This window comes from Sulfitobacter sp. TBRI5, assembly GCF_051013555.1.
Classification (GTDB): Bacteria; Pseudomonadota; Alphaproteobacteria; order Rhodobacterales; family Rhodobacteraceae; genus JL08.
On the sequence record NZ_CP112884.1, the window covers coordinates 2,298,521 to 2,323,169 of the forward strand.

Genomic DNA, 24,649 nt, shown 5'->3' on the forward strand with positions numbered 1-24,649 from the left:
ACGCGAAGAACTTAGACTGACATCCATGTGCGGACGTTTTGCGATCACCCTGCCCAATGACGCGATGGCGCAGCTTTTTGCGGCGGCCCCGGCCAACACTTTGCCGGATGTACCCAATTACAATGCTTGCCCGACCAATCAGGTGCATGTTGTATCATTGGCCGAAACCGGCCGCGTCTTGACCCCGATGCGCTGGGGGTTTGTGCCACATTGGTACAAGAAACCCAATGACGGGCCGTTGCTGATCAATGCCCGCGCGGAAACGATTGCGGAAAAACCGGCCTTCAAATCAGCCTGTCGGGAACGGCGCTGCCTGATCGTGGTGTCCGGGTTTTACGAATGGACAAAAACACCCGAGGGCAACCGTTTGCCGTGGTACATTCACGCAGCCGATCAAAGCCCGCTGGCCTTTGCTGGCATTTGGCAAAGCTGGGGCGGCGAAGGGGAAAAAATGCATACCTGCGCGATTGTCACCACCGGTGCAAATGCAGCAATTGCCCCAATTCACCACCGGATGCCTGTGGTGTTGGCACAAAAAGACTGGCCGTTGTGGTTGGGCGAAGACGGAAAGGGGGCCGCAGCCCTGATGGCGTCCGCGCCCGACGACACGCTGGCGTTCCATCGTGTTGATCCGGCTGTCAATTCAAACCGCGCCAGTGGGCGCGAATTGATCGAACCGGTTTAGGGCAAGGTGTTGGATGGCCGTGCCGCGATCATTCCATCGGGGTCGGAGCAAAGCTGAAACTGCCATCCATGCTGACAAGGGCAGCGCTGCGAAACTCGGTTGAAATGCCCTGGACCACGGTCATAACCGCTTCCTGCCCGGCGGCCAGTGGGCCAACGGACCAGGCCGCATCTGCGGATATGATGGTTTGATCCTGCGTGGTGGAATTGACGAACCGTATCGTATCTCCGACTTCGACGTAGGATATGTCGGGAAAGAACGTGTTGCTCATCACGATGATAACCTGTTCGTCGGCGCGGCCAATGCTGGCCAGACACATGAACGTGGCGAATGCGATAATTTCCAATCTGCTCAACATGGTACTGCTTTCCGTTTTGCCTGTTTTTTTATTTGCCTGACCTCTGTCTAGAAACGGAGTGCGACCGAAATGGGGCCGCGCCAAGAAAGCATTGCGTCGGACTGGGCGCGAGTTGGGAACAATCGCGCGGAAAACCTGCGGTTGTTGAGAAAAACGTGCCTTCAATCAAAGAAAACAGACAAAATGACGTAACAGTGCGGGCAGGTCAGGCGGAACAATGGGCATCCACGACCCGCTGCACCATCGGTGCAAAATGCGCGAAATCCGGCGTTTCCATGTCTGCATGTTTGCCTGCATCATCCAGATATCGCACCTGAATGATCTGCTCCAAATTCGGGTTCTGTTCGAATTCTGCTACTTCTTGCGGGCTCATCGGACCGCCTTGCAGGTTCAGCGAATGTACGGATGCGTCGGACAGGCGGTTGAAATAGTCCGGTCTGGTGGCGCACAGATACCGTTTGGCAGCCACGTGGTAGCGAACGCAATCCGTCACCAAAATCGGAAAGAACTCCTCTAGCACCTGTGCGCCGGCCTCTTCGTGAAACCGGTCTTCGGTGTCGTCCATCCGGAAGGTTCCAAATTCGCTGGTGAAGTGGCCGATATCATGCAGCAGGGCAGCCACCACAATGATTTCTGGCAGGTTTGCGTTTTCGGCCAGCGTGGCGCCTTGCAGCATATGTTTGGCCATGGTGACCGGTTCGCCCAGATATTCCTCTCCGCCGCGGCGTTCAAAGATGTCGGCCAGAAACGCAACGATGGTTCGGGCGGTCAGCGGGTTTGATGTTGGATCTGTCATTGTGCGGCCATGGCTTTGGGGGCGCTGAGTGTCGCCAGTTTTGACAACAGACCGTCCTTGTCCGCATAACATCCCTGCAACCATCGGGTGCCGGTGCCGCTATAGGCCTTTCGCGCATGCAGAACGCGTTTGTTATCAACAACAAAGCTTTCGCCGGGGTTCAGGCGAAAGGTGACCTCCATCATCGGGTCATCAATGATTTCACCCAGACGGCGGTAGGCGGCATAATAGGTTTCCATCTGATCAAAAGGCACATCTGTTATCGCGGCGGCAGACCGGTTGTTGAAGCGGATGGCAATTAATTCGCCATCAGGTGCCAGTTCGATCATCGGGCGTCTTGTACGCAAGGCAACACTGTCATCACCGGCATATTCAAAGCGCGCGCAATAGCGTGATAGGACGTCGAAATAGTCGGGGTTTTCGTCCCGCAACCGCAGCGCTGCGGCAAAGCCGTCGACAACCATATTCTCGCCCCCCGCCGCCGAGCTTTCCAGACAGTAAAGCACCTGAATGGTCGGCACCGGATCACGATAGGGGTTGTCGGTATGCGCCTGAAGCCCAAGCCCGGTATAGGCAAGGTTGGTCGGGTTCACTTCGGTGCGTACTTCGAAATGGCGCCCGTAATTGGTTTCACGCACGAAACCGAACAGATCGACAACCTGCATCAATGCCTGATCGGCAATGGGGCCGCCATTCAGCTTTGCGAAACCATAGCGGGCAATCTGCGCCAGCCAGTCTTTCAACGCGTCGGGATTTGTTTTGACAGTTTCGAAATCGGCTTGCGGAAGGTCGGCTTCAAGGTTGCTGTTCCAAGGAACGGTCTCGGGCGGCATCCAGCCGGTCGCGGAACTAGCCGGCCGATCATAGCGGTTTTCCATCAACCAAGGGACATCATACGTGATCACCTTGTTTTCCGGAGAAAATTCAACCGTCACTGTATTCTCGGTCATCGTTGCCGATCGTATTTTTGTGTCAGTCGGGATATCGCGCAGGGCGATCAGACGTTGCCCGTTTCCGGGCGAACGTGTCGCGCTGTCCCATGCATTGTCGCGCAGCCACACAGCATGAAACCGGGCGCTTTGTGTGCCGTCTGTCAAGGTCAGAACCTGACCGTCGGAAGATATACCATGGGTCCACATAGGGCCGTCACTTTAACAAGTGCGTCGATTGATTTGTTTGAATTTGACAGGTTTTGACATAAACACAATTAAGGGAAATGTGATCTGGGGTATCGAAACGCTAATGGCTAAACCCGGCTTTCAGGACTTGCCGCTAGAGTGGATCCGCGCTTACGAAGTTGCGGCGCGGCTGGGTAGTTTTACGGCGGCCGCAACGGAAACCGGACTGACTCAGGCGGCGATCAGTCAGCGTATCGGGCACCTGGAACGGCGTCTGGGGACGCGATTGTTTGTACGCTCGGCCCGAGGCGTGAGCCTGAGCGTCGATGGTGAAGCGTGGCTGCCTTATGTCAGTGATGCCTTGCGCACGCTGCGCGACAGTTCGCAGGATTTGTTTGGCGCGCGGCAGGGCAAAATCACCATCACGGCAAGTGCTTCTGTCACCCAGCTTTGGCTGGCGCCGCGCTTGCGTGCCCTTCCCGACGGTATGGAGGTTTCTTTTGCCAGCATGGTGTTGCAATCCGATTTCAGCCCAAAGGAGTCAGGCGTTGAAATCCGGTACGGTCTGGGCGATTGGCCGGGGCGATATGCCGTGCGTCTGTTTGAAGAGGCCCTGAGCCCGGTTGCCCAAATAGGGCATCAGGAATGGCAGGATATTCCGCGTCTGGGTGTGTCCGGCCCGCGTGCCGGATGGCAGGACTGGGCGCGATATTCGGGCACGTCTGCAACACCCGTTCCGCATCTGAGATTTGACAGTTATTCCGGCGCACTGGCGGCGGCAATGGCCGGGGCAGGTGTTTTGCTGGCGTCCCTGCCGCTGAGTGACGCCGCATTGAAGAGAGGCGCGGTACGGCGGTTGACGGATGCCGTTCTGAAGACCGAGGCGACATACTGGATGTGCGCGGATCGCTCCGCGATCACCAGGCGGCAATGGGAAATCCTGTGTCGTGCGTTTTGTTAGGATCAGGGTTGAGAGGAGTATGCAACGCATTGTTGCGGGCCTGTGGAAAAACTAGCTGTTTCCACCAGTAAAGCGTGATGCATCTGCCGCCGCGCGCCGGATCGCGTTCGATTTATGCACTGTCTCCTGATATTCGGCCTCGGGATCGCTGTCGTAAACCACGCCGCCCCCGGCTTGAATAAACAGCTTTTTGTCCTGCACAACGGCGGTGCGCAAAGCGATGCACATATCCATGTCGCCGCCGGCGCTGAAATAGCCAACGCCACCGCCATAAAGGCCCCGTTTTTCGGGCTCAAGCTCATCTATGATTTCCATCGCACGCACCTTGGGTGCGCCCGAAACCGTTCCTGCGGGCATTCCGGCAAAAAACGCGTCCAGCGCATCACAGCCATCGGCCAGTTCACCCACCACGTTGGACACGATGTGCATGACGTGACTGTAGCGTTCGATGATAAATTGTTCTGTCGGGCGCACCGTGCCGATTTTTGAAACGCGCCCCGTATCGTTTCGGCCCAGATCCAACAGCATCAAATGTTCCGCCAGTTCCTTTTTGTCAGCCAGCAGTTCTGCTTCCAACGCGCGGTCTTCTTCGGGGGTGGCACCGCGCGGACGGGTGCCTGCGATGGGGCGGATTGTAACCTGTTTGCCAAAGACACGGACAAGGATTTCGGGGCTGGCCCCGATCACCTGAAAGCCGCCAAAATTGAAATAGAACATGAACGGCGACGGGTTCGTGCGTCGCAGGCTGCGATAAAGCGTAAAGGGCGGCAGGGTAAATTCCTGTGTCCAGCGCTGTGACGGGACAACCTGAAAAATATCGCCGGCGGCAATGTAGTCTTTCGCCTTTTCAACGGCCTGCATATACGCGGCTTGGGTAAAGTTTGAAACCGGCGCGGGGGCATCTGCGGCTTCACCCAGATCGCGGGCTTCGGTTGGCATGGCACGTTCCAGATCGCGCACGGCATCCATGACGCGTTCGGCGGCCTGCGCATAGGCGGCGCGAGCGGATTGCCCATCGTTGACCCATGCGGGCGAAACAACGGTCACTTCGCCTTTGACACCGTCCAGAACGGCCACCACCGAAGGGCGCAACATCACAGCATCGGGCAGGCCGATCGGGTCGGGATTGATATGGGGTAGGTGTTCGACCAGACGCACCATGTCATAGCCCAGATAGCCAAACAGCCCCGAAGCCGCCTGTGGCAGATCATCGGGCAGATCGATCCTGCTTTCGGCAATCAGCGCGCGCAGGTTGTCCATCGGATTGCCCTGCTGGGCCTCGAACGCTGTGCTGTCAAAGCGTGCGGTGCGGTTCAGTTCGGATTTTGTGCCGTGACAGCGCCACACCAGATCGGGCTTCATTCCGATGATGGAATAGCGCCCCCGCACTTCGCCCCCTGTGACGGATTCAAGCATGAACGCGTCTTTCTGGGCGCCCGTCAGCTTGAGCATCAAAGACACCGGCGTATCCAGATCGGCAGCCAGACGCGTGTAGACGATCTGGTTCTGGCCGGATGCATACGCGGCTTCGAACGCTTCGAAACTGGGGATCAGCGCCATTCAGACGGCCCTATTGAAAGTTGGCGTGGACCGCATTGATCGCCCTTTGGTCAATTGTGGGGTTGGCGCGCAACTGCACATCACGGGCGAAGACCTGGAACAGATCCTGTGCCACCGCCTGATCCATCTGCTGCCCCAAGCCATCGCGCAATGCATTCATTTCGACACTATCATCGGGCGGGTTGATGCCATCTAGGCGCACGATCAGGACAGCCTGTTCACTGTCGACAATCGCGACGTCGCCAATCTCCATGTCAAAGACCTGCGTCATGAAATCCGGTGGCGTGCCGGGCACAAATGCGCTGCGGATCAGATCGGTTTCAACAACGGCGTCCAGCGCCACGTCGCCAAAACCTGCACCGCGTTCCAATTCAGGTAACACCGCCTTGGCTTGTGCGCGCAACTGGGTCAGCAACTGGTTGTTTTCCCAGTCGGCGATCACATCACGCCGCACATCTTCCAAGGGTGCGGGGCGCGGCGGCAAAACGGCATCAAGGCGCATGGCGAACATGCCACCATCTTCCAGGCCTGTGATTTGCGGGAAATCGTCGGCGCTCAGCGCAATCGCGGCTTCGTTGAAATCATTATAGGCTGCGATGCCTTCGCCGATTGAATCGAACCAGTCGATCTGGCCCAGTTCCATATCGGTTTCGGCAGCCACCTCTTCCAGTGTCGCGCCGCCGGCAAGCATATCGTCGATGGATTGCGCCTCGGCTTCGATCACGCGGCGGGCGCGATCTGCGGCCAGTTCTTCCTGAAGGTCGGGCCGTGCGTCTTCAAAGCTGGTATTGACGGCGGGCAATACGCCGTTCACGCGAAATAGTGCCGGACCAAGCGGCGAGGGTGCCGGGCCGACAACATCCCCGACCTCTGCGGCAAAAACCGTGTCGCCGGCAGCGCCCAGGTCCTGGCCTGTAACATCACCCAGATCAACATCGGCCAGGGCCAGACCGCGTTCTTCCACCAGTGCCTCGAATGTTGTGCCGGACACTTCCAACGCCGCCATGGCCGCGCTGGCATCGGCATCGGTGGCAAACACCAGACGTTCCACCAGACGGCGTTCGGGCTGATCGTATTCGTTTGCACGCTCTTCATAAAGTTGACGCAGGGCCTCTTCGTCAACTTCGACCTGATCAAGGATCATGTCAGGCGTCAGCATTGCGTAGGTAATCTGTTTGGTTTCCGGCAGCGTGAACCGGTCGATGTTCTGTTCGTAATGCTGCGTGATCTGGCTTTCCGAGGCAGAGGCCAGCGGCGTTTCCAGATTGTTACGGTCCAGTGTCGTCCATGTGAAACTGCGCCGTTGTCCGACATAGGTCATCAGCGTTTCGATAAAGGTTTCCGGCATCTCGACGCCGGTAACGATTGCGGCCTGAACCAAGGTCCGCGCACTTTCGTCGCGAATGCTTTCCTCGAACCGTGCCTCTGTCATGCCGCGCTGTTCCAGCAAAAAGCGATAGCCTTCGCGGTCAAACTGACCGTCCACGCCGGAAAAGGCTGGGATTTGGACGATCTGTTCGCGCAGGTTTTCGTCACCAATGGACAGACCCAGTTGCGCCGCTTCGTTATCAAGCGCGCGGGCAGTGACAAGGCGCGACAACACCGCCCGATCCACCCCCAGCGCCAGCGCCTGATCAAAGGGCAGCGCCTGACCTGTCTCTGCTTCGATCGCGCGGATTTCCTGTTGCAGGCTTCGCGCGTAATCCTCTACGTCGATGTATTTATCGCCGACATGGCCGACAGTGCGGATCGTGCCCGACAGGTTCGTGGCGCCAAAGCCGGCAAGCCCCAGAATAAGAAGCGCCAGAATGATCCAGACAAAGGTTTTCGAAAGACTAGCGCGCGCGGCCATGATGCCCCCTTGGTTGACTTCAAGCGTGTCTACGATGCACGCCAGTGCGGGGCAAGGCCGGATGGATCAATAGTTGAGGTCTGAAAGCCGCGAAATCAGAGTTCCGATGCCGTCACGGTCCAGATTGGCGAAAGCGACACGCAATTGGCGCTGTCCGCTGGCATCCTCTGGCGGGGTGAACATCGTGCCCGGCAGCGCCAGAACGGATGCATCGGCTACCAGTTTGCGCGCAAGATCTGCCGATGACATATCAAAGGGATGTTCCAGATAGGCGAAATACGCCCCCAGCCCGAGCAACGACCAGCCCTTGGCCGCAAGCGCTGGAAATCCATCCTGAATGGCGGCGCGCCGGTCCAGAATTTCCGACCGCTCTCCGGCAAGCCACTGTTTCAGGTTGCGCATTCCCCACAGGGCGGCGTGCTGGCCGATCTGTGCCGGGCAGATCGCAACCGTATCGAGGAATTTTTCAACCTCGGCCAGACGCGCGGGCGAAGTGATCAGCGCGCCGACACGGTGGCCTGTCAGGCGGTACGCTTTGGAAAAGGAATACAGATGGATCAGCGTGTCGTCCCAGTCGGGATCGGTGAACAGATCGTGCGGTGCGCCTGTGCGGCTGTCAAAATCGCGATAGGTTTCATCGACGATCAGCGCGATGCCGTTGGCACGGGCAACATCGAAAAATGCACGCAGCAGATCCGCCGGATATTCCACGCCGCTGGGGTTATTGGGGCTGACCAGGGCGATGGCGCGGGTGCGTGGTGTGATCAGCGCGGCGGCCTGTTCCGGATCGGGCAGCATGGCCGCACCACAGGGCAGCGCCACCGACGCAACGCCGGTCATGTCCAGCCACATCTTGTGATTGAAGTACCACGGCGTGGGCAGGATCACGTCGTCGCCTTCGCTGGTCAGGGACATGATTGCGGCGGCAAACGCCTGATTGCAGCCTGAAGTGATGCCGACGTTTTCCTGCGTTACCTTGCCGTTATAATGTTCACCTGTCTGCTGCGCCAGTTCGGTGCGCAATGCGTCAAGCCCCAGAACCGGACCGTAAAGATGTGTGCTGTTGTCGTTCAGCGCAACATCGGCCATGACCTGACGCAAACTGTCGGGGGGTGGATCAACCGGGGCGGCCTGACTGACGTTGATCAGCGGGCGGTCGGCTGGAAAAGCGATCCCGTCCAGCCAGCGGCGGGCCTCCATTACGGGTGGGGCGAAGGTGGCTACGGTGCGGGTCAGGGGCATCGGTTCAATCCAGTTGCGGCGCAATACGCGCGATTTCGGTCAGGGTTTCATGCTGTGTCGCGCTTTGCGCGACGGGCCTCCGGCGAAAGTATTTTCGAAAAGATGAAAGCCGGGGCTGGCATGGGGTGGTTTTGTCTTTTTTCGCGCGGGGAGGCCTGATCAGTCGGTGCCGCGATAGGGTTCAACATATTGCAGCGCCATATCCCACGGAAAGAAGATCCACGTGTCCTGACTGACCTCGGTGATAAAGGTATCGACCTGCGGGCGGCCCTTTGGTTTTGCATAGACAGTGGCAAAATGCGCCTTTGGGAACATCGCGCGCACCACTTCCAGAGTTTTTCCGCTGTCGACCAGATCATCGATGATCAGAATTCCGGTGCCATCTCCCATCAGTTCGACATCGGGGGATTTCAGAACCTTGGCTTCTGATTGAGCCTGATGGTCGTAGGATTTGATGCTGATTGTATCGACGGTGCGAATATCCAATTCACGGCTTACGATCATCGCGGGGGCCATGCCGCCCCGGGTAATCGCCACCACCGCGCGCCATGCGCCGTCATCCGGTCCATGACCATCCAGCCGCCAGGCCAGTGCACGGCTGTCGCGGTGAATTTGATCCCAGCTGATGTGGAAGCCTTTTTCGTGAGGGAGGCGGTCTGTCATTTGGTTACCTGTCCGTTAATAGTTTCAGCCCGAGTGCCCCCAGCAACGTAGCGGCAATACGATCCAGCAAAGGTTTAAGCCGCAGATAGCGCGTGCGCGCCGCGTTTGAGCCAAGCGCAAATGCAAAAACCGCGTAAAACGCAAGCTCTAGCAGCCAGTGGTTCAGCACGATCAGCGCAATTTCCGGAGAGGTCAGGCCCTGCGGGAACACCACCACAATCACCGCAGCGGCAAACAGCATGGATTTTGGGTTTCCTGCATTGACCAGCAGTCCGGACAGGAAGGCCCGTCCGTGCGGCATCGGTGTGTCTGGAAGCGGATGTCTGGCATGGCGCCACGTCTGGATCGCGATCCAGATCAGGTAGAGGGCACCGCCGATACGCAGAGCGGAATAGGCCCATGGAAACAACCGGAACACACTTTCCAGCCCGATCAGGGCCGCCAGAGTCCAGCCGGCAGCAGCCGTTCCCAAACCCAGCCCGGTCATCAATCCCGCGCGGCGACCGGCTGCGACCGTTGTTTTGACAAAATAAAGCAGCGCCGCGCCGGGACTGGCAATCGCCGCCATCAGCACAAGGTTGAAGGCGATCAGGCTTTCAAATGTCATCCTGTCCCTAGTCCTTTGACATATCCGGCGCGTCGACGGCCTTCATGCCGACGACATGGTATCCTGCATCGACATGCAGGTTTTCACCCGTTGTGCCCGATCCGAGATCGGAGAGCAGAAACAACGCAGCCTTGCCGACATCTTCGGTGGTTACATTGCGCCGCAGCGGTGAATTGTATTCGTTCCACTTCATGATGTAGCGGAAATCACCGATACCCGATGCCGCAAGTGTCTTGATCGGTCCGGCCGAAATTGCATTCACGCGGATACCGTCCTTGCCAAGATCTTCGGCAAGATACTGGACCGACGCTTCCAGCGCGGCCTTGGCCACGCCCATCACATTGTAATGCGGCATCACTTTTTCTGCGCCGTAATAGGTCAGCGTCAGACACGATCCACCTTCGTTCATCATCTTTTCTGCGCGTTGCACGACGGCGGTAAAGGAGTAGACGGATATATCCATGCTCATCTGGAAATTCGAACGGCTGGTATCCACGTAGCGGCCGCGAAGTTCGTTTTTATCAGAAAATCCAATGGCATGAACCAGAAAATCAATGCTGCCCCAAACGTCTTTCAGCGCGGCGAACAGCGCATCCATCGATGCCTCGTCCCCGACATCGCAGGGCAAAACGATGTTGCTGCCCAATTGCGCCGCCAACGGTTCAACCCGCTTTTTCAACGCGTCGCCCTGAAAGGAAAACGCCAGGTCCGCACCGGCATCCGCACAGGCCTTTGCAATGCCCCAGGCGATTGACTTGTCGTTGGCCAAGCCCATGATCAGACCGCGCTTGCCGGTCATCAGATTATTTGACATATCAGCCTCTCTGCCCTTTGGCATTTCTGGTATCATGTCCTTTAGGCGATTGGACAGACTGCATCAAGAGCGCGCTCTGTATGCCGGTTTGCCGGAGCAGGGCAATCCTTGTGAACGTATTATTTTGAAGGCAGGACGAGCGTGATGGAAAAACGAAGCGGAATTTTTGCCGGGGATGACCCGATCGCAATTGCACGGCGCTGGCTGGACGAGGCGGAAAGCAGCGAACCCAACGATCCCAATGCGATCGCGCTGTCGACGGTCGATGCCGATGGTATGCCCAATGTGCGTATGGTTCTGCTGAAGGAAATCGAAGACCGCGCGTTTGTCTTTTACACCAACTACACAAGCCAAAAGGCACTAGAGATCGACCAGGCCGGCAAAGCCGCATTCGTCATGCACTGGAAAAGTCTGCGCCGCCAAGTTCGGGTGCGCGGAGTGGTCACGAAAGAGAACGGCCCTGCCGCTGATGCCTATTATGCCTCCCGGTCTTTGCAAAGCCGGTTGGGCGCGTGGGCATCGGATCAGTCGTCGCCCTTAAAATCGAGGGCGACTTTGTTGGCAGAGGTTGCTAAGATCACGGCATCGAAGGGTCCAAACCCGCCACGGCCGCCGTTTTGGGGCGGCTACCGGATTGTTCCCACCGAGATTGAATTATGGGCGGATGGCGCTTTTCGGTTGCACGACCGTTTTGTCTGGAGACGTGAAAATGAGGGGTCAGACTGGGCGGTTTCCCGCCTAAATCCGTGAATTTCACGTGACGTGAAATGCAACAGTATGAAAACAGGTTGCTTTTTAAGCTTGAATCAAAAGAGCAATATGTCGCAAGAGTGAACAGAAAGTTACATGCGCGGGACGCGATTGAGGTTTGAAGTTTTGACGGACAGTGAACAGAACATGCGCCAGGTTCATGGCCTTGTTAAGTGGTTTGACCCGGTTAAGGGGTTTGGCTTTGTCGTCGCGGAAACCGGCGGCCCGGATATTCTGTTGCATGTGAACGTGTTGCGTAATTTTGGCCAAAGCTCTGTCGCCGATTCTGCACAGGTTGATATCATGGTGCAGGACACTGACCGTGGTGTGCAGGCCGTCGAAGTTCTGTCGATCGAACCGCCTGTCGGCAATGATCAGGTAACTCTTGCGGATTTCGTTGATCTTGATCTGGATGCGGTGCGCAACACGCCGCTTGCCCCCGGACGGGTGAAATGGTTCGACAAAGGCAAGGGTTTTGGCTTTGCCAATGTTTTCGGCCAGCCCGAAGATGTGTTTCTTCACATGGAAGTCCTGCGCCGGTCCGGTCTGGCCGATCTGCAACCGGGCGAGGCATTGGCCCTGCGCGTTGTAGAAGGCAAACGCGGCCGCATGGCGGCAGAAGTGTTCGCATGGGAAGCGGCGCTGGGCAAAAGCGAAACGTGATCCGGCTTTTTTCTGTTACGGCTTTTCTGGTGATGCTGTGCGGCACCGCATTTGCGGCATGTCAGCAAAACGCAGTTACCTTGCGCGGCGACTGGGGGCAGGCCCGTTTCACTGTTGAAATCGCCGACACCGCAGAAGAACGTGGTCGCGGCCTGATGTTTCGCGAAAACCTGCCGCAGTCTTCGGGCATGTTGTTTGTCTATGATGAACCGCAAACGCTTTCGTTCTGGATGAAGAACACCCTGATTGAACTGGACATGATCTTTCTGGACAAGACGGGAACCGTGCGCAGCATACATCACCGCGCGCAACCCGGTGATTTGCAGCCCAAATCCAGCGGCGGTAATCTGTTGGCGGTTCTGGAAATAAATGGCGGGCTGTCAAAATCTCTGGGCATTTCCGTCGGCAGCGAAATGCGCCATCCGGCTTTTTCCGACGGGCCCGCCGCGTGGCCGTGTTAATTCGATCAATGGGGCTTTTCAAATCCGGCAGGCCAGTCTAAGGAGAGGCTCTGGTTCGGGGCGTGGCGCAGCCTGGTAGCGCACCTGTTTTGGGTACAGGGGGTCGTAAGTTCGAATCTTACCGTCCCGACCAGTAAGAAAACCCTCGCAAAATATCGGATTTCACGGGTTCGCCACGGATCGCTTCATTTTAATGCTCAACCGGCCGTGACTTCGTGACGATCATTCTTCCGGCGTGTGTCGTTCAACCCGGTTTTCTATGGAAAGCCCTGCGTTTTCCCATCTTTCTCAAGTATCTGTTCAAGTTTCGGGGGATGCGATTGAGTGCGTGTTCTGTCCATGTATCTTGACCTCCCCAAATTGGGAAATGCCGTCCAATCCGGGCGAAACCATCATCCATCATGAATCGTGCCAGTTTCTGATCTTTATCTCCGGCCGAATAGATCATCTGAGCCGGGTAGGCCAAGTTACCGACCACTGGCAACAGACCAACACCCAGAGCAATCCAAGGTTTTTCATGTCCATTGGCGGCTGATTGCAGCATTCGCCCGAGAGTATAGGCGGAACGCCCGATGGCACCGCCGGTAAGGATCAGAATTGCGACGGTTTTCCCACCTAACAATCCGAACGCAAACAAGGCCGGTAGCACCCAGTATTGAGTTGCTTTTACAGCCGGTTTGATCGCGATATGTATGCCGAAATCCGTTATGTACACGCTGGAGTTAGGTGATCCGATTTGTTCACGAAGGATGTTCGCATGCTCGTTCGTTAACTGACCCCGTTTGGTCCATTGGTTAATGCTTCGGTCGAGATAACCGTGGACAAAAGCTTCTCGGTACTTCTGCGAAATCAGAAATTTCCAGCAAACGTGAACAAGGCTTTTCAAGTCGAGACGTTTCAAACGTTTCCAAATGGAAAGAAACCCGCCCTTCAAAGCTTTCAGGGAAGATAGCAGGCCTCGAACCCACTCTCTGAACAGCCATCGCAGCCTGTGCTTGGTATAGTAGTCAGCCTGAGATTGGTCGATATCGCCACGTGCCACTCGGTATTGAATGGATGATTGCAGCCGCCCGATTGATTTCCATTTGACCTGATGTTTTCCCAGACGCTCCGCATCTGAAACCACGGACTCATAATTCTTCACACCAAGCGATAGCTTAAGTTCCCTAGCGTTTGCTTTGAGATAGTCTTTGAGGCGGGGGATTTCGACGTCATCAAACATTGGACGTCCAAGCCGCCACCAATGCGCGAGAGAATAATTAAGCAGTACTTTTGGCGAGATCGGAAAAATGGCCGGCACACCGGACTCAAGATCAATCCAGACCCAGCGTCCGTCGCTGCTTTCTGTATTGGTCGTTTCCGCTTGTTCATCGTTCGGTTCATACAGAAAATTGTTCAGTGCCACCGGATTACCAGCGCCTGCCTGCCATAACAGGCCGTCAAATCCCGCATCTTGGAGATGCGCCCGAAGCGCCGGCATCATACGTCGCCACAGGTTTTCCGCTTCGTCGTCGAATTCGACGCTTAATGGATGATGCAAATGAGCGGCCCAACCACGCACCAGTCTGGTTTGCAATTCAAATGTCATTTCTTCTTTATTCAAGACGACGGCACTGGCATCGGCAACATCGACATCGCCATCCATCCAGACCGGAACCAGCAGTTTGAGAATGTTACGGCGGATTTTTGCACATTCAGCAGCATCAACATTCCACACATACGGATTTGGAGCACCCAATGTGAACCATTGAACGGCTTTTGTAAGTCCCCGAGAGTCAAAGACCTTGCAGGCAAGCTTGCCGCCACTCCCATCGTCCTGCAAATAGACTATGCCGGATCGGCCACGTCCAATTTCGGGGCGAGAGCTGCTTTGCGCCACTATTTCCATGCCATCTCCTGCAATCTTTGGTTTGATTAGCTCGATCTGAACTTCCCTATCTGACACATTATGCAGCCAACGCGTAGTGTTTACCCAACAACTTGACGGCAAGCTCGCAACAATTCACCCGTGCATTCCAAAGGATTGGTTCTTCGATGGGGTGTGGAAGCGGTGTTTGCCGCGCACGAGTTTGTTGGGTTTGGGCAGTGACCTGATTTACCACACCCGACGTCTGGCCGTTGAATTCGGCGAACGTTGCTATCGGCCAATCAAAGATTGGTAGGTGGACAATCGTGAAGATCGATACCATTGCATTTGGCATACAATTTTTAAGTATGTGTTAAAAAAAGTAATGGTGCTGTGAGAGGGCATTGAATTACTATATCTTGGTATCCCATGGGACATGCACTTTTACAAAATATTCCTAAATACAATAATATAACTGTTTCACCCTATTCCATTGTGCCCCACTATATACCATATATAGAGGTGGGTAGCAGGGTGGATAGAAAATGGCTCGACCAAAACACAAGCTTACAAGCGCGGAATTGAAGGCCAAACCTCCTGGCAAATATTCGGACGGTGGAGGGCTTTGGTTCCACATGCGACCGGACGGTGGTTCGCAATGGTTTCTGCGGTACACGATTTTCGGGCGGCGGCATGAGATGGGGCTTGGCGGCTTTCCTGATGTGTCATTGAAAGCCGCGCGGGACGAGGCCGACAAGTGGCACGCGGTTCTGCGCGAAGGCAAGGACGCCATCAAAGAACGTGAGCGCCAGCAGCGCGAAGCCGAAAATAACATGTACATTCTGAGAGACGTCGCGCTGGATGCTTTCGAAAGCCGCAAAGCGGAACTGAAGGGTGACGGTGAGGCTGGGCGTTGGTTCAGCCCGCTCGAGCTACATGTACTGCCGAAGCTAGGTACGATGCCTGTGTCGCAGATCGACCAGCGCGATATTCGCGACACACTGGCCCCCATCTGGCATGAAAAAGCCCATACCGCGCAAAAGGCCATGAACCGTCTGAGCATATGCATGCGCCACGCGGCGGCGCTGGGCTTGGACGTTGACTTACAAGCAACCGACAAGGCCAAGGCGCTTTTAGGCAAACAGCGCCACAAGACGCAGAACGTACCTGCTTTGCACTGGCGGGACGTGCCGGAATTTTATCAAAACCTGACTGACGGTTCCGTAACCCATCTGGCATTGCGCCTTCTCATTCTGACTGCTGTACGTTCACGGCCATTGCGGTTCATGCGCCTAGACCAGATCGAAGGCGACATCTGGACTATCCCGGCAGAAATGATGAAAGGCCGCAAGGATGCGACCAGCGATTTTCGGGTGCCGTTGTCGCAGGAGGCGCTGGGCGTGATTAATCAAGCCTCTGCGTTTCAGCGCGACGGGTACCTATTCCCAAGCGTCCGCAAGGGCGTGATTTCTGACGCCACAATGTCGCGTTTCATGGAACGGCGTGGCATGGCCGAACGCCCACACGGCTTTCGGTCGTCATTCCGCGACTGGGTCGCCGAAACCACCAACACGCCGCATGACGTGGCTGAAACCTGCCTTGGGCATACCGTTGGCGGATCGGTGGAGCGGGCCTACAGGCGCACGGACTTTCTTGAACAGCGGCGGGCGTTAATGGAACGGTGGGCAAAGCTTTTGACCGTAGGGACTGCCACGAAAGTTGAATTGGTGCAATTTGGAAATTGAAGACCTAAATCGGAACTTGGGGTCCATACTTAACGAGCATTTGAAACATAGTGCGCAATGGCATTCGTACTTGTCTACGAAGTTTTTGTTTGACGGACACCCGGACAAAACTCGAGCTCTTTCCGTCGCCGGCGCACTTGTTTTTGGGGCGTTTGATTTAGGCAAATCTCAGTTCCAATTTGTTTCGCAAAAAAATGACTTGGACGCTTTGGAAGCGGCTCGACGGCACCTTGTAGGCTTCAAGAAGGCAATAAACTCCATTTCCGTGACAACACGGTTGGTCCAGAATGACAAACACAATAGACGAGTTCGAATAGGTCAAAGCGCCGGAGTTTCTTTGATTAATCTCGAACCATTGGAGCAACTGCATACCGACATTAATTTATTAACACGTTGTATTGAGCGCAAATCGATCAATAGCAAAATCGACTGGAAAAATGCTGCTGTTGCCGGTTTTGCCGCAATTGTTTGGTTCAAGATTACTGGGAAACCAGCACCGAAATCGATCCACGCTGACGCGCCCGGTCCATTTGGGCGCCTCTTACAGGATTTACTAGATGAAATCTTCAGGACTCAATTGCCAAATGAGCAGCCTCCCAGTGCAAGGACTGCAATGCGCGCATTTCGAAATGTAACCAGTTCCGGTGGAAAATTCCTGAGCAAGTGGTGATTTAAAGGCATCCCATGTATTTTATGGTCGCCCCATGAAACCACTTGGGGTGCAAATATGCAGCTTATTACACTCGGCCAACTTCAGGCAAAACTGGGGAACCGGAGCCGGTCTTCCATTTATCGCGACCTTGAAGCAGGACGGCTACCAAAGCCCGTCAAACTCGGTTCCCGGCTCTATTGGCCGGAAGATGCAATCGACGCCGCAATAGCGGAACTATCGAAATAAGACCCACCCCACCCAAGCTAGGCGCTTGGGCGTTGGGGCGGGAATATATCTTTCCGGGATACTCCCTCTATATACGCCCCGCGCCTTTTTTGCTCAAGCTAGAAAGGCATCAATAATGAGCAGTAACAATTGGCACTCAGGCAAAACGCAGATTTTATGGACCTGCAAAGCGTTAAACGATGGGCGCACCATCTCCCATAAGACCGAAATCCGTGAAGTGCGCGGCTGGCGTCTTGGCTCAATTATCCATCGTTTAAAGGCGGAATTACACTGGCCCATTCTGGTCGAATATCGTGGCCCGGATAACATCGCGCACTATTGGTTGAGCAAGGACGCCATAGTCAGCGAATTGCGTTTTCCGCAATCAGCTAAGTCGCTTGGCGTGAAAGGGGGTGCGGCATGAACGCTAAAGTCTCAAACCCCCGCCCGCGCCAGGAACGCCGCCTCCGGTGGAAATACGGCCTAACCGAAACACAGGCCCGCGTCATTGCGGGTCTGTATTATGGGGAGGTGAAATAATGAACGTCCAGACCACTCCCAAAAACCTCAATGCGATGTCGCGCTACGCTAAGCGCGCGCACAAAGCCGTGGCCCGCGCTATCGGATACGCCCTGACCCTTGGGGATGCATCTTCTTGGGACAAGCTGACCAGTCTTTTGATCTTGCGTCTGTCTGACGCGGAACGCGCGGCACTTGCCTATAGTTCTTTGCGTTCTCTAAGCGCCGAACACGCCGCTCTTGTTGTGGAGGATGCGATATGACCGACGGTGATTTTGATAAATGGGTCGATAGCGGCTGCCCAGCCGACGCGGCGCAATTGGACACTTTGTTGCCCGATCTGGCCAATCTTGATCCTATTACATACGACCAACAACGCGAGAGTATCGCCAAACAACACAATATTCGCGTCTCGACGCTGGATACCGAGGTACAGAAGTTGCGGCAGCGCGATGTTGTCAGTGACGGCGGCGCTTCGGCCTTCGAAGAGGTCGAGCTTTGGAGTGAGACTGTCGATGGTGCCGCGTTGCTTGGTAATCTGGTGGAAACGGTGGAGCGTTTTTGTATCCTTCCAGAATACGCGGCACACTTGATGGCATCCTGGATCGTCCACGCCTGGGCGCATGATGCCGCTGATATAAGCCCGGTGCTGGCCTTCACATCCCCTGAAAAGCGCTGCGGCAAGTCAACGGCGATGGCCGTCGTCCATGCGTTGACGCCAAGGGCTGAGATTGCTGCCAACCTTTCTTCCGCCGTCATGTTCCGCCTCATCGCGAAGCACAAGCCGACGCTGCTGATTGATGAAGCGGACACGTTTCTAGAAGCCCGCGAAGAAATGCGCGGGATGATAAATGGGGGGCACAACAAGCAACTGGCCTTTGTCTGGCGCTGCGAGGGCGACGACTTCGAGCCGAAGAAGTTTGATGTCTGGTCGCCCAAGGCGGTGGCAATGATAGGCGATCTGCCGGACACACTCGAAGACCGGGCGCTAGTGATTCAGTTGAAGCGCAAGGAGAGCGGCGAAGCGGTGGAGCGCATGAGGGCAAGCCGTGTTGGTGAATTGCTGCCGCTGCGCCGGATGCTGGCGCGCTGGGTGGCTGACAATGAAATCTCATTGGCAAATGCCGACCCCGATGTGCCTGAGCAATTGAACGACCGCGCGCAAGATAATGCGCGCTGCCTTTGTGCCATCGCAGATGTGGCAGGCGGCATTTGGCCGGAGACCATCAGAACTGCGCTCATTGGAATGGCAGCGATGCGCGCCGGAGAAGAGCGGAAATCCAAAGGCGTGATGCTGCTGACGGACATCGGCGACATTCTTGAGCTTTGGAAAGGTGGGCGGATCAAAAGCACTGATCTGGTGGCTGAACTGGTGGCTATTGAGGATGGTCCGTGGGAGGTCTGGCGTGGGGGCGAACCTATCACCTCGCGCATGGTGGCATCGCTTCTGAAGCCTTACGGTGTTCGCCCTGAAAGAGATGCAGGGTCACGCTTCTATATCGTTGACGACCTGCGCACCGCCGTTGCGAGGTACGTCTGATGGCATACCCTTCAGGCCCCCTCTCAAAATAGCGTCACAAGCGTCACACCCGTCACGGCGGTTGGCAACCTGGATCATAAGCGTCAGCAAGTGTCACAGAAAACATAATGATTTCAATGACCCATGACGACCGTGACACTTGTGACGCTTATTTCCAGCCCTAAAAGAAGGAAACACTAAGCGTCATTCTAAGTGTCATGCAAGCGTCATAGGCACGGGCCAGCGCAGAAACGACCGCTTTCAACAGCACCGGTCGTTCGCTGAACCTTGGACGAATGTCTCAGTTGCGGGACTTAGCCGCTTGATGCTGATGCAGCGAAACTTCCCTTCGAGCCACAATCTAATTTCTCGTCAAGACGCGGCGGCGCAGCACGGCTTCCCGAAAGCGGCCATTGAAATCGTCCAAATTGGCCGAAATCCAAACCGGTCGTACGCTGCGCCGGTTACGGACGTCTCACATGCGGGGCGAAGCTGTCCTTCTACAAGTGCTCTGCTTTTGGGTTGGATCCGTTTTCGCAGATTTCTCGCCAACCTCTAAAACAGATTGGTCAGACAGCTTTTTCGAACTGTCCAAGCATAATTACGACCTGAACCGGTCGCGTTCCTCGCAGATAGACGAACGAAAACCGACAACGTCTGGGCTGTCATTCGGAGTCCACTTACCATGGTGCAAAACAATATCTTTCACGACATGCTGCGGGCAATCGCGGAGGTCTACGAGACCGAAGCCGATCCGCAAGGGCCTCATACGGCCAAAACCCTTTTGGTGACACCATCGCCTGTGGCCTTCAACCCTGTTCTGCCCTGCCTGTTTGATGCGGGCATTCGCGCGGTCTTGGCTGACAGCACCCACCCGACAGCACGCTCGGTTCTGACCGCACAGAATTTCCTGTCCTGGGGATCAAACCCCGTCGAAGGAAATACCGAAGAGAGTATTGCTGCGATGATAAGCGTGTTGACACTGATGGGGCCAGAGGGACCGATCCCCGCGCCAGATGTAAGGCTGGGCTTGGTCTATATGCGACCCGAAAGCTATTATCCGCTGCATCTTCATGATGCTGACGAGACCTATGCCATTATTGCAGGACGGGCGCTGTGGACAGCCGGCGATGACACCCAGATGCGAGGGGCGGGTGACATGATCCATCATCCCAGCCTGATGCCGCATGCCTTTCGCACCGGATCTGAGGGTTTCCTCGCAATCTGGCGTTGGAGTGGCGACATAAATACCCATTCCTATGCCTTCATCGAGGATCACGAGACTGAGTTGCTGGCCTGACGAGCGCTCTACCCATGTGTTTTCAATACTGTTTTTAGCAGAGCTATCCCAAAAGCAGACGTCAAAGATGGTAGTAAACAATGTCGGCTGTGCGGGGCGGTTTCAACGGGTCGACGCAACACATGCATTGAAACGCTCGGCTGGTGTTTCGTAGTTGAGCGTCTTTCGAGGTCGTTCGTTGAGTTGTCTGGCGACGGCGCTGAGCTTCGCCTGACTATGTATCGACAAATCTGTGCCCTTTGGGAAGTACTGTCGCAGCAGACGGTTGGTATTTTCGTTTGTGCCGCGTTGCCATGGCGAATGTGGCTCGCACAGAAAGACGTCAATATCCGTGGCCAGGGTGAAGGCCTTGTGTCCAGCCATCTCCGTTCCGCGGTCCCAGGTCAGCGAGCGGTACAGCTCTTTTGGCAACTTGCGAGACTGTTTGATCAATGCCTGAATGACACTGTGGCTGTCCTTGTTGCTCACCTTGGCCAGCATCACAAAGCGGGTGTGACGTTCGACCAATGTCGCGATGAAGCTGTTGCCAGACCCTGCAATCAAGTCTCCTTCCCAATGGCCCGGCACTGCTCGATCCTCAACGTCCGCAGGTCTGTCACGGATCGATATTGCGTCGTTGAACTTACCCAGGCCGCTGCGCTTCAAGGTGGCATGGCGGGATCGGCGTATGGATCGTGTCGCCCGCAGATGCGCCAATAATTCTTTCTTAAGTACGCCTCTTGTCTGGATAAAAAGGCTTCGGTAGATCGTCTCATGGGAGACCCGCTTGTTGTCTTCATCGGGATGTTCACGCATCAACCAGCCTGCGATTTGTTGTGGAGACCATTTGCGCGTCAGCTTGGCCGATATTGCGCGGCACAGATAGTCATTGCCCGCCAACTTGCAGAGCTTTGGGCGATGGGCGCGGTCCCAAGCAGCTGCATCAGACACCGCTGCTCGATAAAGTTTGGCGCCGCCATTGCGCCTGACCTCGCGACTGATTGTGGATGCCGGTCGCTTCAATGTTTGAGCAATTGAACGCAGCGAGACCTGCGCTCGCAAGCCTCTGGATATCTCTTCGCGGTCGGAAAGCGTCAGAGCGAGCCGAGACCTCACACGGTCCGGCGGGCGAATGCCGCCAGTGCGCGCAAGCAGCGGATAGATCGACGATGACTCGCGTTCAAACAAACGTCCGATCGAACTCATCGACTCGCCGCGTTGCCATCGATCCCATATCTCTGACTTCTGTTTATCTGTGAAAAATATCCGGCGACGATACTTCATTATGCTCACTCCATCTTTGGTCAAAGATTAAAGTGTTGCGTCGACCCGTTGAAACCGCCGGACAAACCAGCCATTACTCAATTCCTTCCATTTTTGCATCACCTTTCCGCAAGGCAGACGTTCGTTGATTCACTGCAAACGAGCGGAATGATAGCACTGGTGACTGAAACGTTTGCCTCAGAATGCCTAACAATTACTGGGGCAGAAAGAACTGACGCGGTTGTCGCTTCAGGTTCAATGAATTGTGGTTCGACTGTCGCTATTCGATCTTCATATTGCGATGCAGCGTGCGATACTTGGATGGCGTTTTTCCGACGGCTTTTACAAACGCGCGTGAAAAGTTGGATGGGTCCGAATACCCCAGATCAAGTGCGATCTCTTCAGTACTTCGATCTGATTTCTCCAAGACATTTTGAGCGTATTCAATTTTGGCTGCCAGTACTTCCTTTGCCGTGGTCGTTCCAAATTTTGAAAGTCGGCGGGAAAGCGTTCTGGCGTTCAAATGAACCAATCCGGCCGCATCTTCTGCGCTTATACCGCCCATCGGAACATGCTGGCGTAAAAGCATACGAAAGCCCATCAAAAAACTGGTATCAGAAACTTTAGCCGGATTGGTCGCCGATTTTTCGACAACTCCATGTGCAGAGAGCGGGGTATTCAACCACTCTGACGGAAACTGGATTTTTGATCCCATTTCGTCACCTTTTAACACCTGAAAACGTTTCATCGTCTTCGGCAAGATACTCGGATCGCTCACAACGAGCGAAACGCGGGTGTCATCCAACTGCGCGCCCATGGCTCTTTCAATCAGCGACAGCTTCAGGCAGATCATAAACCCATCATTCTGGGCTGGTAAAATCAATGGCTTAAATTTCCGACGCTCCCCGAACACGGCCATATCGCCTCTGATATCAAGGAAGGCCATAACGGATGATGCCACCTGAGAGGAGAGCGTGACATATATGGTCAGAAACCCGCCAAGCGTTCTGGCGTCAGTCAGCGCTTTTTGAATCATTGGCCAGCCCGTTGTATCGAGGCCGGCACCGACCTCGGCGCAGAAGGTTTTGTCATTGGTTACTTCAGCACAGCTTTGAAGGAACTGGTGGATGACCATCACATGAACTGATGATCCCGGCTGCTCCACAGCAGAGAGCGTCAGGCCAACGCTTTCTAGGACGATCTCCGGGTCGATGCCCCGCGCTTTCAACGCGGTCAAAAGTGGCGCTATGAGTTGCAATTGAACCAGAGGAAGCGAGTCAGTCACTTGGTGCAGATCTCCTTGTCCGGCTGACCTCAGCAGCCATAGTGTCTGTGGGTCAATGAAAAAATACGCGTCATCGATCATTAGGCGACATATTTCTTTACGTTTGTCCGATCATGACCAGAGGATCTGAAACTTTTGTGTTTAAGTGAGGCAGCCGTCCTGAGGGGCAAATGACACACTGGGAGTATCACATGAAAAACAGCAGTTTTATGGCTGGCGTCGTTGCCAGCTTCGTACTGGCGTTCGCGCCCCAAGTTGGCGTGGCACAAGAGGAAGAGGCTCCGCCACCCATCCTGTTCACCAATGTTAATGTGTTCGACGGATTTAGCCCCGACCTGATCATGAACGCCAATGTTCTGGTCGAGGGCAATGTGATCACGCAAGTATCGACTGATCCGATTGAGATTGACGGTGCGTTTGAAGTCGATGGTACTGGTAAAACAATGACACCCGGCTTGATCGACATGCACCAGCACGTCATGCTGAACCCTCCCGAGGGCACAGCCGCATATCAGACGCGATGGGACGAGGCATCAGGCGGCGCGATCGCACAGCATCATCTTGTAAACAACATTCTGATGAAGGGTATTACCTCTGTTAGGGATATTGCAGGAGATCCGCTGGACATTGCCAAGGCCATTGACATGGGACTAATTCCCGGACCGCGGATCGTCTCTTCTGGTGGCGCTATCTCACAAACAGGTGGTCATGGTGATTGGGCCGGTCGCAACGTCCCTCCTGGGATTATCGCGGAACATGCCGACGTGACTCAAGCTTCGCAAAACTCTTGGACTGTTGATGGCCCTGACGAGGTGACCAAGGCGGTACGCCTGAACCTGCGGCGCGGCGCAGGGTTCATCAAGGTCATGGGCGGTGGCGGTGTCGCCAGCGAATTTGACCCGCTCGACATCATGGGCCTGTCCGAAGAAGAAGTATCTAAAGCTGTGGAAATCGCGGCCGACAACGGCACCTATGTGGCAGTGCATGCCTATCACGACGAAAGTTATGACCGGCACCTGCGCCTTGGCACGCGATCCTTTGAACACGGCTTCCTCATCTCCGAGGATATGGTCAAACGTATGGTGGCCAAATACGAAGAGACCGAGGATATCGTCTGGAGCTTCCAGTGCTTTATGAGTGTTAACTCCTTCGGCAGCTACGAATCCATGCCCGCATTCTTTACGCATGAGCAAAAGCTGAAGGGTGTCCGGGTTGGCGAAGGTGTTCGGGCGATGTCCAAATGGATGAACGAATACGATATGTTTACCATCGGCGGTTCTGACATGTTCAGCCCCGGTCTGGTCGAGAAGATTAAGGAAGACATCACCTGCAATGTCGACGCTGGCTTTACACCTGCACAAGCTTTGAAGCACTGGACTGGAAATGCCGGAATCGTGATGGCCTGGTCTGGTCCGAAAAATCCATATCCGAGCTACCACCTTGGCCGGATTGCCCCGGAGAGCTACGCAGACATTTTGCTTTGGGACGGCAACCCGTTGGAGGACATCAATCTGATCCTCGACGAGAGCAAGCTGCAGTTGGTGATGAAGGACGGTCGTGCTTACAAGAACACATTGGCAGACAGCGACAGCATCATGTACCGGCCCGCGGTTTCAGAACCAAAGGTCTACCCCTGATCCTATGATCTGGGCTTCGTCACAACAGTTGTGACACAGCGGGGCGGTTTGTTTACCTCGGCCGCCCCGCAAAAAATTTGAGATCGGGGGATATCAAAATGAATGTGTTTTCAGTTTTTAGCCATGCGGTTGCTTTCACTCTGGTCATG

At 55.3% G+C, this 24,649-nt stretch carries 25 protein-coding genes and 1 tRNA gene; 14 read left to right on the forward strand and 12 right to left on the reverse strand.

The genetic code is table 11. The features are described 5' to 3' along the window. Positions 1–25: 25 nt before the first annotated feature. Positions 26–685 (forward strand): SOS response-associated peptidase, encoded by a 660-nt coding sequence (locus OLX72_RS11545; RefSeq protein WP_433990458.1) that lies wholly within the window; start codon positions 26–28, stop codon positions 683–685. Between the two features lie 28 nt (positions 686–713). On the opposite strand, the gene OLX72_RS11550 is transcribed toward OLX72_RS11545, so the two are convergent. The 3 genes from OLX72_RS11550 to tmpA all read right to left on the reverse strand — a co-directional run bounded on the left by OLX72_RS11550 (position 714) and on the right by tmpA (position 2,978). Continuing rightward, positions 714–1,043: a cupredoxin domain-containing protein gene (locus OLX72_RS11550; protein ID WP_162798112.1), complete on the reverse strand. Its 330-nt coding sequence runs from the start codon at positions 1,041–1,043 to the stop codon at positions 714–716. Positions 1,044–1,248: 205 nt separating this feature from the next. Further along, positions 1,249–1,839: a (R)-1-hydroxy-2-trimethylaminoethylphosphonate oxygenase gene (tmpB, locus tag OLX72_RS11555; protein WP_433988692.1), complete on the reverse strand. Its 591-nt coding sequence runs from the start codon at positions 1,837–1,839 to the stop codon at positions 1,249–1,251. Continuing rightward, positions 1,836–2,978 carry a 2-trimethylaminoethylphosphonate dioxygenase gene (tmpA, locus tag OLX72_RS11560; RefSeq protein WP_433988693.1) on the reverse strand — a complete coding sequence of 381 codons (1,143 nt, stop codon included), beginning with the start codon at positions 2,976–2,978 and terminating at the stop codon, positions 1,836–1,838. The genes tmpB and tmpA overlap by 4 nt, the downstream gene beginning before the upstream one ends. A gap of 103 nt (positions 2,979–3,081) precedes the next feature. Between tmpA and OLX72_RS11565 the strand changes: the two genes are divergently transcribed. Then, positions 3,082–3,918, forward strand: a complete 837-nt coding sequence (locus OLX72_RS11565) for a LysR family transcriptional regulator (RefSeq protein WP_433988694.1) — start codon at positions 3,082–3,084, stop codon at positions 3,916–3,918. Positions 3,919–3,969: 51 nt separating this feature from the next. On the opposite strand, the gene trpE is transcribed toward OLX72_RS11565, so the two are convergent. The 6 genes from trpE to fabI form a co-directional block, all read right to left on the reverse strand. Beyond that, positions 3,970–5,478: an anthranilate synthase component I gene (gene trpE, locus OLX72_RS11570; RefSeq protein WP_114871102.1), complete on the reverse strand. Its 1,509-nt coding sequence runs from the start codon at positions 5,476–5,478 to the stop codon at positions 3,970–3,972. Between the two features lie 10 nt (positions 5,479–5,488). Beyond that, on the reverse strand, positions 5,489–7,330 hold the full coding sequence (locus OLX72_RS11575; protein WP_433988695.1) for a peptidyl-prolyl cis-trans isomerase: 1,842 nt from the start codon (positions 7,328–7,330) through the stop codon (positions 5,489–5,491). Positions 7,331–7,396: 66 nt separating this feature from the next. Continuing rightward, on the reverse strand, positions 7,397–8,572 hold the full coding sequence (locus OLX72_RS11580) for an aminotransferase (RefSeq protein ID WP_114872375.1): 1,176 nt from the start codon (positions 8,570–8,572) through the stop codon (positions 7,397–7,399). A 159-nt stretch (positions 8,573–8,731) separates the two neighbouring features. Beyond that, entirely contained in the window at positions 8,732–9,235 is a 504-nt protein-coding gene (gpt, locus tag OLX72_RS11585; protein WP_114871100.1) for a xanthine phosphoribosyltransferase, read from the reverse strand. 4 nt (positions 9,236–9,239) lie between these two features. Then, complete coding sequence (locus OLX72_RS11590) at positions 9,240–9,842, reverse strand: LysE family translocator (RefSeq protein ID WP_114871099.1); 603 nt, start codon at positions 9,840–9,842, stop codon at positions 9,240–9,242. Positions 9,843–9,849: 7 nt separating this feature from the next. After that, on the reverse strand, positions 9,850–10,656 hold the full coding sequence (gene fabI / locus OLX72_RS11595; protein WP_114871098.1) for an enoyl-ACP reductase FabI: 807 nt from the start codon (positions 10,654–10,656) through the stop codon (positions 9,850–9,852). A gap of 144 nt (positions 10,657–10,800) precedes the next feature. On the opposite strand from fabI, the gene pdxH reads away from it, so the two are divergent. The 4 genes from pdxH (at position 10,801) to OLX72_RS11615 (ending at position 12,663) form a co-directional block, all read left to right on the forward strand. Next, positions 10,801–11,406, forward strand: a complete 606-nt coding sequence (gene pdxH, locus OLX72_RS11600) for a pyridoxamine 5'-phosphate oxidase (protein WP_433988696.1) — start codon at positions 10,801–10,803, stop codon at positions 11,404–11,406. A gap of 147 nt (positions 11,407–11,553) precedes the next feature. Then, the gene (locus OLX72_RS11605; RefSeq protein WP_433988697.1) at positions 11,554–12,069 is read left to right on the forward strand and encodes a cold-shock protein; all 516 of its coding nucleotides are present in this window, start codon (positions 11,554–11,556) and stop codon (positions 12,067–12,069) included. After that, complete coding sequence (locus tag OLX72_RS11610) at positions 12,036–12,530, forward strand: DUF192 domain-containing protein (RefSeq protein ID WP_433988698.1); 495 nt, start codon at positions 12,036–12,038, stop codon at positions 12,528–12,530. The genes OLX72_RS11605 and OLX72_RS11610 overlap by 34 nt, the downstream gene beginning before the upstream one ends. A gap of 56 nt (positions 12,531–12,586) precedes the next feature. Continuing rightward, positions 12,587–12,663: transfer RNA gene (locus tag OLX72_RS11615), tRNA-Pro, on the forward strand. Positions 12,664–12,774: 111 nt separating this feature from the next. Here the strand turns inward: OLX72_RS11615 and OLX72_RS11620 are convergent. After that, positions 12,775–14,418 carry a hypothetical protein gene (locus OLX72_RS11620; protein ID WP_433988699.1) on the reverse strand — a complete coding sequence of 548 codons (1,644 nt, stop codon included), beginning with the start codon at positions 14,416–14,418 and terminating at the stop codon, positions 12,775–12,777. Between the two features lie 503 nt (positions 14,419–14,921). On the opposite strand from OLX72_RS11620, the gene OLX72_RS11625 reads away from it, so the two are divergent. The 7 genes from OLX72_RS11625 to OLX72_RS11655 all read left to right on the forward strand — a co-directional run bounded on the left by OLX72_RS11625 (position 14,922) and on the right by OLX72_RS11655 (position 20,336). Then, positions 14,922–16,121 carry a tyrosine-type recombinase/integrase gene (locus OLX72_RS11625; protein WP_433988700.1) on the forward strand — a complete coding sequence of 400 codons (1,200 nt, stop codon included), beginning with the start codon at positions 14,922–14,924 and terminating at the stop codon, positions 16,119–16,121. Between the two features lie 70 nt (positions 16,122–16,191). After that, a complete protein-coding gene (locus OLX72_RS11630) occupies positions 16,192–16,791 on the forward strand; it encodes a hypothetical protein (protein WP_433988701.1) in 600 nt (199 codons plus the stop codon). A 57-nt stretch (positions 16,792–16,848) separates the two neighbouring features. Next, a complete protein-coding gene (locus OLX72_RS11635; protein ID WP_433988702.1) occupies positions 16,849–17,019 on the forward strand; it encodes a helix-turn-helix transcriptional regulator in 171 nt (56 codons plus the stop codon). 115 nt (positions 17,020–17,134) lie between these two features. Further along, positions 17,135–17,422 carry a hypothetical protein gene (locus tag OLX72_RS11640; protein ID WP_433988703.1) on the forward strand — a complete coding sequence of 96 codons (288 nt, stop codon included), beginning with the start codon at positions 17,135–17,137 and terminating at the stop codon, positions 17,420–17,422. A gap of 115 nt (positions 17,423–17,537) precedes the next feature. After that, positions 17,538–17,780: a hypothetical protein gene (locus OLX72_RS11645; protein ID WP_433988704.1), complete on the forward strand. Its 243-nt coding sequence runs from the start codon at positions 17,538–17,540 to the stop codon at positions 17,778–17,780. Beyond that, positions 17,777–19,057: a DUF3631 domain-containing protein gene (locus OLX72_RS11650; protein ID WP_433988705.1), complete on the forward strand. Its 1,281-nt coding sequence runs from the start codon at positions 17,777–17,779 to the stop codon at positions 19,055–19,057. The genes OLX72_RS11645 and OLX72_RS11650 overlap by 4 nt, the downstream gene beginning before the upstream one ends. 664 nt (positions 19,058–19,721) lie before the next feature. Then, positions 19,722–20,336 (forward strand): dimethylsulfonioproprionate lyase family protein, encoded by a 615-nt coding sequence (locus OLX72_RS11655; protein WP_433988706.1) that lies wholly within the window; start codon positions 19,722–19,724, stop codon positions 20,334–20,336. Between the two features lie 102 nt (positions 20,337–20,438). Here the strand turns inward: OLX72_RS11655 and OLX72_RS11660 are convergent, their stop codons facing one another. After that, on the reverse strand, positions 20,439–21,599 hold the full coding sequence (locus OLX72_RS11660) for an IS30 family transposase (RefSeq protein ID WP_114869640.1): 1,161 nt from the start codon (positions 21,597–21,599) through the stop codon (positions 20,439–20,441). 259 nt (positions 21,600–21,858) lie between these two features. After that, positions 21,859–22,944, reverse strand: coding sequence for a helix-turn-helix domain-containing protein (locus OLX72_RS11665; protein ID WP_433988707.1), 1,086 nt, complete (start codon positions 22,942–22,944; stop codon positions 21,859–21,861). A 110-nt stretch (positions 22,945–23,054) separates the two neighbouring features. On the opposite strand from OLX72_RS11665, the gene OLX72_RS11670 reads away from it, so the two are divergent. After that, positions 23,055–24,500, forward strand: a complete 1,446-nt coding sequence (locus tag OLX72_RS11670) for an amidohydrolase family protein (protein ID WP_433988708.1) — start codon at positions 23,055–23,057, stop codon at positions 24,498–24,500. The last annotated feature ends 149 nt before the right edge of the window (positions 24,501–24,649 follow it).